This is a genomic window from Lysinibacillus xylanilyticus, assembly GCF_001708185.1.
In the GTDB taxonomy this organism is placed as follows: domain Bacteria; phylum Bacillota; class Bacilli; order Bacillales_A; family Planococcaceae; genus Lysinibacillus; species Lysinibacillus xylanilyticus_A.
Genome location: NZ_MDDN01000031.1, coordinates 1 through 10,598 on the forward strand (window position 1 = coordinate 1; position 10,598 = coordinate 10,598).

The 10,598-nt window shown below is 35.4% G+C and carries 11 protein-coding genes; 5 read left to right on the forward strand and 6 right to left on the reverse strand.

All coding sequences use genetic code 11. From position 1 onward, the window contains the following. Positions 1-259 (reverse strand): Rep family protein (locus BFJ97_RS22865; protein ID WP_217492410.1); only part of this gene is annotated, 259 nt, incomplete at its 3' end. Positions 260-674: 415 nt separating this feature from the next. On the opposite strand from BFJ97_RS22865, the gene BFJ97_RS22870 reads away from it, so the two are divergent. From BFJ97_RS22870 to BFJ97_RS24985, 4 genes are read left to right on the forward strand one after another with little or no spacing between them, the layout of a single operon-like run. Next, on the forward strand, positions 675-2,192 hold the full coding sequence (locus BFJ97_RS22870; RefSeq protein WP_068986909.1) for a spore germination protein: 1,518 nt from the start codon (positions 675-677) through the stop codon (positions 2,190-2,192). Beyond that, positions 2,176-3,279 carry a GerAB/ArcD/ProY family transporter gene (locus BFJ97_RS22875; protein WP_068986902.1) on the forward strand — a complete coding sequence of 368 codons (1,104 nt, stop codon included), beginning with the start codon at positions 2,176-2,178 and terminating at the stop codon, positions 3,277-3,279. Before BFJ97_RS22870 ends, BFJ97_RS22875 begins: the two co-directional genes overlap by 17 nt. Continuing rightward, on the forward strand, positions 3,266-4,390 hold the full coding sequence (locus BFJ97_RS22880) for a Ger(x)C family spore germination protein (RefSeq protein ID WP_175401853.1): 1,125 nt from the start codon (positions 3,266-3,268) through the stop codon (positions 4,388-4,390). The genes BFJ97_RS22875 and BFJ97_RS22880 overlap by 14 nt, the downstream gene beginning before the upstream one ends. Positions 4,391-4,432: 42 nt before the next feature. Next, positions 4,433-4,603 (forward strand): DUF5839 family protein, encoded by a 171-nt coding sequence (locus tag BFJ97_RS24985; protein ID WP_175401852.1) that lies wholly within the window; start codon positions 4,433-4,435, stop codon positions 4,601-4,603. 392 nt (positions 4,604-4,995) lie between these two features. On the opposite strand, the gene BFJ97_RS22885 is transcribed toward BFJ97_RS24985, so the two are convergent. Then, on the reverse strand, positions 4,996-5,535 hold the full coding sequence (locus tag BFJ97_RS22885; RefSeq protein ID WP_068986904.1) for a hypothetical protein: 540 nt from the start codon (positions 5,533-5,535) through the stop codon (positions 4,996-4,998). 231 nt (positions 5,536-5,766) lie between these two features. Next, on the reverse strand, positions 5,767-6,759 hold the full coding sequence (locus BFJ97_RS22890; protein ID WP_068986905.1) for a replication initiation protein: 993 nt from the start codon (positions 6,757-6,759) through the stop codon (positions 5,767-5,769). 482 nt (positions 6,760-7,241) lie between these two features. Here BFJ97_RS22890 and BFJ97_RS25570 point away from each other — a divergent pair, with 482 nt between their 5' ends. Further along, the gene (locus BFJ97_RS25570; protein WP_263297634.1) at positions 7,242-7,373 is read left to right on the forward strand and encodes a hypothetical protein; all 132 of its coding nucleotides are present in this window, start codon (positions 7,242-7,244) and stop codon (positions 7,371-7,373) included. A gap of 193 nt (positions 7,374-7,566) precedes the next feature. Here BFJ97_RS25570 and mobV read toward each other — a convergent pair whose 3' ends face one another. The 3 genes from mobV to BFJ97_RS22910 form a co-directional block, all read right to left on the reverse strand. Further along, a complete protein-coding gene (mobV, locus tag BFJ97_RS22895; protein WP_068986906.1) occupies positions 7,567-8,772 on the reverse strand; it encodes a MobV family relaxase in 1,206 nt (401 codons plus the stop codon). 582 nt (positions 8,773-9,354) lie between these two features. Continuing rightward, entirely contained in the window at positions 9,355-9,846 is a 492-nt protein-coding gene (locus tag BFJ97_RS22905; RefSeq protein ID WP_068986908.1) for a hypothetical protein, read from the reverse strand. Positions 9,847-10,115: 269 nt separating this feature from the next. Continuing rightward, a partial coding sequence (locus BFJ97_RS22910; protein WP_068986910.1) for a replication protein occupies positions 10,116-10,598 on the reverse strand: 483 nt, incomplete at its 5' end.

A 10,598-nucleotide genomic window follows, 5' to 3' on the forward strand; every position in this document is an offset into this window, starting at 1 on the left:
GTTGAGGGATCGGAGCATTTAATTCATCAGTCAATCGCTTAATTTGGTTAAACGATTTTTTGCTGTTGTACATCATCAATACATGCCAATGCGGTTTTTTAACCTCACCATCTGCATTCACGTCTTTATCATGCAACGGACTTTCAACCCAAGGAGTATGTTCCTCCCCTATAATTTCTCGCCAATTTTCGGGAGCTGATTCAGGATAAATTACAAATGTCCATGTTTTAGTGCGTTCATCTTTCTTTTGTGCGGTCATAAAAAAACACCTCTCGTTATTTTTCTAGGCATCAAGACAAATCGGGCTTTTTCCGTGTGTAACCGTAAATCGCCCAAGTTGACTAAATCTCTTGAAAATAACGAGAAGTGAAGCTATACTTAAGTTCGATTACGGGACTAGTAGAGTTAGTTTCCGTCGAGCCAAGTGGAGTGCAATCCAGCTTGGCTTTTTTTGTGCTTAAAACCTTATTTTCAAGTCTAGCATTCTACTAAATTTTAACAATTTTTTTCTGACCCAAGCAAATTTGGGTCAAAACTCTTTTTCCTTACTCATTGTTTTAGCTGAGCATTACATTACTGAATTGTTTGAGGTTTCGTTAGTTACTTTCTGGATGTATAAGAATATTTATATTGGGAATTCTTTTATATATACAATTTTAGAAGGTGTTCTAGCAATGAATGATCAAAATCAAAATACCCAAAAGATACAAAATGAAAAAAAAGGAATAGAAGATCAAAGAGTCATTTATACTATCATTCAGAAAGAAAAGTATATCCAAGATGGATTAAATCACACTGATGATTTATTTATAAGAGAGTTAAAAAAGAATGGAAAATTAATCAAAATCTTTTTTTTAGATTCTCTTACAGATAAAACGAGCTTGGAAACCAATATCATAAAACCATTAATTGATTCAACTCTAAATGACGTAAAACATGTGATCACAAGTGCAAAGTTGATAACGACTACAAATCTTGACATTGCTATTGAAATGATCCCTGAAGGCTATTGTGTCATTATGGAAGAATTATCAGAAAAACTATTGCTTGCTCCTTTTCCTAATGAGCATTCCAGTAGAACAGAACCAGAAAATGAGAGAATTATTAGAGGTTCACACCAAGGGTTTGGAGAAAATATTTCAGAAAACGTTCAATTTATTCGAGAACGTATCTCTAGTTCAAAGCTAACGATTACACTCTCCAAAATTGGCGAAACATCAAAATCAAAATATGCATTAATCTACTTATCTGATATAACGGATCCTGAAATTTTAAAAAAAATCGAAAATCGAATTAGTTATATTCAGACTGATTCCATTCAAGCACCAGGTGCATTTGAAGAATTGATTGAAGACCATACTTATTCTCCTTTTCCACAATTTCTTAATACCGAGCGAGTTGACCGTGTCGTTTCTAATCTGATGGAGGGAAGGGTTGCACTTGTTATGGATGGTAGTCCAACGGCATTGATTTTTCCAGTCACATTTTTTAGTTTTTTTCAAACAGCCGAAGACTATAATTCGCGAACCACTATCAGCTCTTTTTTTAGGATAATTAGAATATTCTGTTTCATCATCACGGTATGTCTACCTGCTTTTTACATTGCTTTAATTTCTTTCAACTACGAAATTATTCCAGTAGAGATTGTGTTTTCAATTAAAAGTTCTTTGGAATTCGTCCCTTTCCCTCCCTTAATAGAGGCAGCGATTATGCAATTAACGCTTGAGCTACTTAGGGAAGCAGCCATTAGACTTCCTAACCCCATTTCACAAACTATAGGGATTGTAGGAGGTTTAGTGATGGGAACTGCTGTTGTAGAAGCTAATTTTGTATCAAACACAATGGTCATTGTGGTGGCCATCACGGCAATTTCTTCCTTTGTGATTCCTTCAAATGAATTAAGTACCTCCTGTAGGATATTGGGATTCCCCCTCATGATAGGAGCTGCACTGTTTGGGGTGTTTGGTATTGTGATTGGCTTGACAATCATATTGATTCATATGTGTAAATTAAAATCATTAAGTCTTCCTTATCTATACCCTTTGGCACCTTTCGATTTTTCTGCACTTAAAGATACTTTGATTAGGGCTCCAGTATGGTTGATGAAGGTAAGACCGAAAGATTTGAATACCCAATACCGTTGGAAGACATCTAACGCAAGAGGATGGAGAAAAGATGAAAAATCGGATTAATTTGACTACCATTCAGTTAACATTTTTCATTATTCAAACACAAATAGGAGTAGGGATACTAGGTTTACCTTCTAACGTTTTTTCTACATCAAAGCAAGACAGTTGGATGTCCATCTTGTTTTCCGGAATAGTAATACAAGTCATTATTCTCATGATGTGGGGGATCGGTAGGAGATTCCCTTCAATGTCATTGTTCCACTATTCTACCCAATTAATCGGAAAGGTAGCAGGAACAAGCATAAACATTATTTATATTATTTACGGAGTAATGGTTGCTAGTCTAGTATTGATGTATTCATCTGCCATCATTAAAATGTGGGTTTTACCTCTTACCCCTAAATGGATTGTAATAGCACTTTTGACCCTAACCGCAGTTTATATAGGGAAAGAAACTGTTTTAGAAATCAGCAGTTTTTTTGTTGTAGTTTCTGGCCTTATCGTCTTATTGATTATTATTTCCTTTATCGTTATGTTTACTTATCCAGTAGATTGGAGGTTTTTATTTCCTATTGGACATTCTGGAATAGGAAATATTCTTAGAGGGGCAAAGGAAGCTTACTTTTCAATGCTTGGATTTGAGTTAATCCTCATCCTGTACCCTTACTTTCAACATATTGGAGAAAAAAAAGTCTTATTTTCTGTATCTATAGCTAATCTATTTGTAACATTGTTATACACCTTCCTCATGGTAGTCACAATGGTGACCTTTAGTCCAGATGAGTTGTTAACCATTCCTCAACCCGTTTTATATTTTGTAAAATCATTATATCTTCAAATTGTTGAGAGGATCGATCTTTTTTTCATTTCTCTTTGGATTATCAATGTCATTACTACATTAACAAGTTACCTTTTTTTAGCTACAGAAGGGTGTTTAATCACCTTTTCAAAATATAAAAATAAAGGACGCACAATATATATACTTTTACTAAGCGCCATAGCGAGTGGAGTTGCCCTGATTCCTAATAAAGAGTCGGAAATTGATTTGATGAATAAGGCTGTCAGTCAAATGTCCAATGTCACGTTACTCATTATTCCCTTATTTTTATTTGGAATCTCTATTTTATTTAGAGAGAGTGGAAGGATGTAGAAAAATGGTAAGGAAATGTACGGTTTGGGTAATCGTTGTAGTAATAGTGTTTTTCTTAGCAGGTTGTTGGGATCAAAGACTCCTTAAAGAAGGAAGGTTGGTTTACGCCTCCGCCTTTGATTTACAACAAGATGAAAAGATCAAAACGACTGCCATAGTCCAAGATATGAAGAACGGTATTCCGACAAATGTCTTAATTCAAGGGGAAGGGAATACTATTCGCGAAACAAGGATGGATATGGATAATAAACTATCAGGTGATTTTGATCCATCTAAAAATCGAATTTTTTTATTGGGAGAGGAATTAGCTCAAAAAGACATCTATCAATTTTTAGACATCTTCTATCGTGATCCTAGTAGCTCTATATCAGCCAATATCGTTGTTACGGAGGGAAATGGAGAAGATATATTGGAAAAAATGACACAAAAAAATACACTCATTGCAGAATTTCTAATTGAACTGTTATCAAGTGCAGAGAACTCAACGCTAGTTCCAAAGCAAGACGTTCAGTCCATTTGGACGAATATGCTTGATCCAGGGAAGGACTTTGCATTACCCTTAATTTCATTAAAAGATGACGAGGTGGTCTTAGCCGGCACAGGATTATTTCATAAACACGCATTAGTAGGGTCTCTCACTTTGGAAGAGTCTACCTTATTTCTTATCATGTCTAACCAGAAAAAAAAGGTTGCTCGATTCGTTTCAAAAATAAGCGAAGAAAAGGAAATGAGAATTCAGAACTACATTTCGTATAACTTTAGCAAAGTGAATTCCAAACTAAAAGTCCTATCAGCTTCCCCAGAAAATATTGAAGTAGAAATTAAAGCGAAAGTAGACATAACCATTTTAGAGTTCCCGGAAGATAAGTTATCCAATGAAGAGAAGATACAGAAACTCAATAGCTTAATATCAAAGGACTTGACTGCTAAAGCAGAAAAATTAGTAAAAAAACTTCAAGCTTCAAATTCTGATTTATTCGGAATAGGGAGAGAATTGATTGCGTATCACCCTAAAACATGGGAACAAATAGAGTGGGAGGAAGAGTATCCAAACATTACTATTACACCTGAAATTGAAGTAGATATTGTAGGACATGGAATTATCAATTAAAATGATTATCCTACTAATGTAAATATTCAACCAGGTGATATTGTGGCAAATATTCAACCAGGTGATATTGTGGCTGTTGGAAAAATGTTTGCACCTGTTTTGGTAACAGCAGTTTTTCGAGAAGAGTTAGAAGAGACAGGTAAACGATATAAAAGAATTAATAAACTTTTAGAAAGAGCACCACATCCTAAAAAAGAGTTAGAAAGAGCATAAGGGAAAACTGTCCCCACTTTCAGTGTGGAACTAGGCAAAGCCTAGTGTTTTCGTGGGTACAAGAAATTTTACAAAGGACAAATGATTTGCCCCAAAAATATGGTCTTTTGGCAAACTGTTTGCCCTAGGAAGGGATGGAGGGGCAAGCAATGGGTATGGCATGCCACACCCCCAAAACGTTGTTTTTGACTTGGTAGGAGATTCCTACGACCTTTACAAATATTTAGCTGTTATTTTTCCAAAATAAGCAGCTATATTTGTTGTCGCTGTGCTCCATGGACACCATTTGAAAACTCGTTGAGAACCTCAATTTTTAACGTTTTATCGTAATCATATTTCATCGTTCTATCCTTTACTAGATACTTGGAAACTTCGAAAATACATTCTAAAAGCTACCCTTTTCTATTTCTGAAAAGTTTTTTCCACCATGATGTTTTTTCTTCACTCTGTGTGGCCGCAATCAATTTCTGACTTTCCTCAAATGTATTTCGTAATTGCTTGGTTAGTATTCGATCTCTTTTCTCTACAACATCATCCATCTTTGCTTCAAATGCTTTTAACATCATTTCGCGTTCTTCCTCAATTGCTTCTTTGACTATCTCCTGTAGTTCACGCTTAGATATACGCACATAATCATTAGTAACGGGTATCGTGATCGTGCTGTTTCCATCTTGTGGAAACATTGCTACAACGGCATTCACAGCGTCATTTTTGCTCATGCTATTTCCTAGAAATTCTTTTAGCTTTTTTAACGGCATAATATCTTTTTCTAAATAAGCACGCCTATTATGTTCATCTCGGTAAAAGCGATAACCTACATTTTCTAAATCAATTGACCATCTTCTTAGGTTAGAAGTTGAAATATCAAGTAATTCAGCAATATCTTTTGCCCAATAAGACTTCTGTGTTTCCTCATGATTATCGTTTTCCATAGCGCTAATCACCTCATTTACTATATCATTCGATAAATGGTCAATTAAAACCTTTGTGATTGTTCACTATGGGAAATTTAAAATTGATTTAAAAGCCACATTTTTAACGTTAAAATCATTGAATATATTCAATTCCCAAAGAAAAAAGCACCCTCAGACAAATCGAAACAAAGAAGTACCCATGCACTCAATTTTCACTTTGTCTGAGGGTGTTTTAATGATGATTATATTCTATTTGTCTTCAAGCCAATTATAAAATGGCATTCGAGTTTTACTATCTACTTCTAGCATGTGTTCTAACTCTTTCAAACACCAATTCGCATCTAAAATTAACATTTCAGCACGTTCTTTTGTGATACAAATAGGCTCTAATGTATTAAGGCTCATTTCTTCTGATTTTTTAACTAATTCAATTGCCTTTTCCCTATTTTCATCATTTTTTAAATTAATATATTTGAACATGTCCTCACGAATGGCGTCTGTAATTGCCTTTAATTCTTTAATTTGTTTTTTAGTAGCACCAGCTATTTTTTCACCTGCAGACCAATGGAAGTCAAAACCGACGATTGCGCGCCCTTCTTTTTCTTCTACATACCAAACTTCTAATTCCGTATACTTGTTAATCTCTTCTATTGCAACATCAATAACTTTCTTTTTTAGCAAAGATGTGTTCGTTTGATAGCTTTTAACACTCTCTACATTAAACAATTTCATCAAAGCTTCTTTTGATAAAGGTTTGTGCCAGTAGCCATAGTGAGCCTTTATGTAGTCGTACAACGTCCATGAAAAACTACTCTTGAATTTTGCTTTTGCATCTAAATCCGTTAAATTATATTTCTCCTTTAAATCTAAAATGTGAGGCACTATATCTTCTGACCATTTAAAAGTAAATAAACCTTTTTCGTATTTAATTCGCTGGAATACATTCAAATAATCAACTACATCATTTTCTAAATCAATAAGACTAAATTGTAATCGACTAAGCTTAGGAACATCTTCTTTGGCATGATTCGTCTGAAATTTTTCTATTTCAAACTTTTTTTCAAAGTCGGCCTTATGAAACTCTGTTTTCCCTTCCTGTTGCGTTGAATAAATCGCATAAGCTAATAACTGCATTTGATTAAGTGACAAACCATGATTTAATTTAGCCATAGATAACTCGTTGCTTTTTTTAATGCTGTTTTCATAGTTGATTATTTGTTTTTTATCATTTTTTCTAGCCAACACATTTCTCCCCTTTTTTTATTGAAACAAATATATCTCTTTTATGAAACCTTAAAGAAAACCAAGTTTCTTTTATTGATCTTTATTATAACCCAACGAAGTTGAAGTTTCGATAAAAAGGATAAAAAAGATTCAATAAAGGGATAAAAAAGTTTCAATAAAGGGATAAAAAAGTTTCAATAATCTTCTGAATCCCTTGTAACTCTAAGGCTAAAACTCGTCCTAAATATAATTAAATCAATTAATCTTTTAAAAAATAAATATATATATATAAATAGCAGATTCAAAATTTACTAGAAAAAAGAAATGCTCCCTAGAGAGTTTGGCTATTTAAAACAATCTATCTAATAACGCCATAGAACCCGTTTAAAGAGTCTTTTAGTAGTTTGTTAGAGTTAAACCATAAGAAGCCATTTAAAACCCTCAAATTACCCTTTAAACGCCTTTGAATAACTTTATTAGTTTTAAAAAGGAGATTAAGGATGATGGGAGGAAATTGTATTACAACATATACAGGTATTAACTTTAATCCACTAGATCCAAAGGTAAATAGCAAATTTGGCATATGGCTTACTGAAGATTTACTATTATTTCTTGCAATGTACCTTTCCTAAATGGCTATATCATCTTGGTGTTATTACATAAGCCTTTAAGGTGAATAATACAAAAACCCAGTAATATCAACGGTTCAGCGTAGCTTTTTTTGGGTCATGACCCATGACCCACCATAGGGGGGGATGTCGTAGTATCCCCCCGCCCCCGAATGAAAAATCAAAAAATCAAAAACCCAAAAATCAAAACCCTTTTCTATCTCTCCATACCTTTATCACGCTCACGAGCCTTTTCCCGCTTATCTAAGCGTTCAAATTCGCCACCAGGTGCTTTTTGTTTCACCTTGTCTATCAAACTCTTAAAAGCGTCTTTAAAGGCCATAGCGTTGCTTGTACGCTCTTTTATAAATTCTTTGGTAATTTTATATAGGTTTCTAATTTCAGCTCTTAAATCGCTTATGTGAGCGTTTAAACTGGTAATCTCACTTTTAAGCTCTTTATTTTCATGTTGGAGTTGCGCTCTTTGATTATGAGCTGTATTTCGTTGGTTGAACAAAAGCAATTCACTTTCACGTAACTTGTTATTTTCTCGCACAAGGTCAGTCGATAATAAACGCTCATAATCAGCTTTGATTTGCAGTGCAGCTGTCGCAACTTGCTTCATTTTTTTGTAATCTTCCCGACTGATCACTACGTTCCCAGTCTCAACTTTTTTCTCCTCTTTGCTAAAAAGCCCCGTTTTCACAACTTCGATTTTCATTTCTTTTTTCGCCTTCACTTGCAACTCATCATTTGGAATCACTTCACTCAACGCTTGCTTGTTCTTAACCCTTTTTTCTAGAAAATCAAGTTGCTGTTCTTGCTCACTGATACGTTTTTTAATTTCTTTGAACTCATGGATATTTTCGATGTTATTCTCTTTTGTTTTACCGCTGGCACGTACAACATCAAAGCCACGCTCTTGTAAAAATTTCGGTAAGGCGTCATGGATATAATTAATTTTTGCTTTGTTCATTGCTACTCGTGCCTGCAATTTACCGTTCTCTATATTGACTGGCACAAAGTGCAAATGCATGTGAGGTGTCGTTTCGTCCTTATGTATTTTTCCACTCACCACATTTTCTTTTCCAAACTCCTTACAGAAAAATTCATAACAAGCCTTAAAATAATCATCTGTTTTTTGCTCGCCCCATTTTTCGGCTTGCTCTTGAGGAACCGTCAAAATATTGGAGTACATCACAACTGAATTTTTTTGCACTCTCGAACCATTTTCTTTTAATTCATCCACTCGCTGCTTTACCCGCTGATACAAATTTTTCTCTGACTCTACTAAGTCATAATTATTTTTTGTACGCTCCAGATCAATGTCGTCATTCTTAATTTCGCCTTTTCGCTCTTGCTCATTTTCCTTGCCTTTAACATCTGTGATTTGATTTTTTTGTGCGTTCCAAGCTAACTCCATGTGACCGATGCACCCCCATACTCTAGCAAATTTATTTGCCAAGAGTATAGCACGTTATACTCTTGTGACCCAGAGAACGTGCTCTCCGAGGGTTGTTGGCTACCGCCAAAGCATGCTGCAGCATGCAACAGACCTTGAGGGTTTCGCCCCTCAAACTTGCGACCAAGGGAGCCCCTTGGATGGCATAAGCCTCCGGCGGTTTGAAACCCAGGTTTCAAAACTTCCGGCCCCCTCGCCGGTAGGCAGGAACAAACAGTGGTTTGTTCAATGCCAAGAGGGTTCGGGTGCTGTGAGGTCATCAATCCAAATTTGCTCCTTATCCTCCCTTCGGTCCGGTACCACAAATTTAGATTGACAACCGCCACGTATCGCCTATTCCCTCGAGAGATCGTCGCTTTTTCTTTTTTCCAAAATAAAAAGAGTAGCTTTTGCTACTCTAAATAACGATTACGTAATCGTTATTCCTGCACTTTCAAAACCAACAATAGTACCTCCCGTAAAACCAGGAGGAAGATTAGTTTGGCTAAGTGAAAATACCATTACTAATCTTTCTTCTACTTCGATAGGTACATTAACTTGTGCTTATCCACTAACAATAGCACCAGCAGGTTGTAAACCCGTAAACGTTGGAATTAACGCTACAGTTGCGGCCGTAGCAAAGAAATCGTTGCTTCCTTTCGCTGCCTTATAAATTGTTGCACGAACCATACTTTGACTAGTTTGAAAGTCCGCCTGATTTTCTAAAACGAAAGTTGCAGCAATAGAAGTTATAAAACCATTTTTGGATACAGTAAAAGCCTCGTTTGGTATCGCCAAATGTAGTGGATCTGTTGCATTGGTATCAATAGCTGTTCCGAATCCAACTTGACTTACTTGTGAAGGTAACCCAGTAATAGCTGTTTTTAACGTCGCTGGGTAACGACCAGATGAAAAAGCAATCATTGATTCAGGTGGTTTTGGTTCTGATGGTATACAATTCTTATCAATCGCTAGTATAGGTCGCGTAAAACAGTTGTTTTTCATATGTTCACAATTGTCATGACATTCGCCATCATTAAAAGTTCCTGAATACACAATCTTCACCTCCTTTTTGTTTCTTTATCCTATTCAAAACATCAAAAGAGTAAGGGGCATGTGTATTCGCCACATTTGCCATATGCTTGTCCAATTAGCTTCTGATATGAAAAATTAGAAATGCAAAAACTAGGCTACTTTGTAGCCTAGTAAAATAAAAAAAGCAAAATTTTTGTAAATTTGGCTAAGCTTAATGATATATCTGTTAAAGGGGTTATAGTTGGATTATATTCTGGATCGACTTAATGATGCATCTGTTAAAAAATCACCTATTCATCCAAATGCTGCTTTGCTCCAACGTTATCACTCTGTTTATGCCGTCTTGATTTAATATAAAGACCGATTACATACGCTGAATTGTCACATAGCAACTCGAACCAATCAGCCCTATTTTCCATTGCGTATGCCATCAAATCCGAAAATTCAATGATTCCATGTTCGTCTACGAACTTGCACATCTCACGAATCCCATCATATCGTTCATTTTTCTGCTCGCTTGCAGATGTCAGATGTTGCTTAATATCAGCACCGCCATAGACTCTTATATCTTCTTTGCGATATTGATATTTTTCAGGGTTGTCCAAGTGAACAAAGTATCTCACCATGCCCTTTGTATTTCTGCAAGGTTGAGGGATCGGAGCATTTAATTCATCAGTCAATCGCTTAATTTGGTTAAACGATTTTTTGCTGTTGTACATCATCAATACATGCCAATGCGGTTTTTTAACCTCACCATCTGCATTCACGTCTTT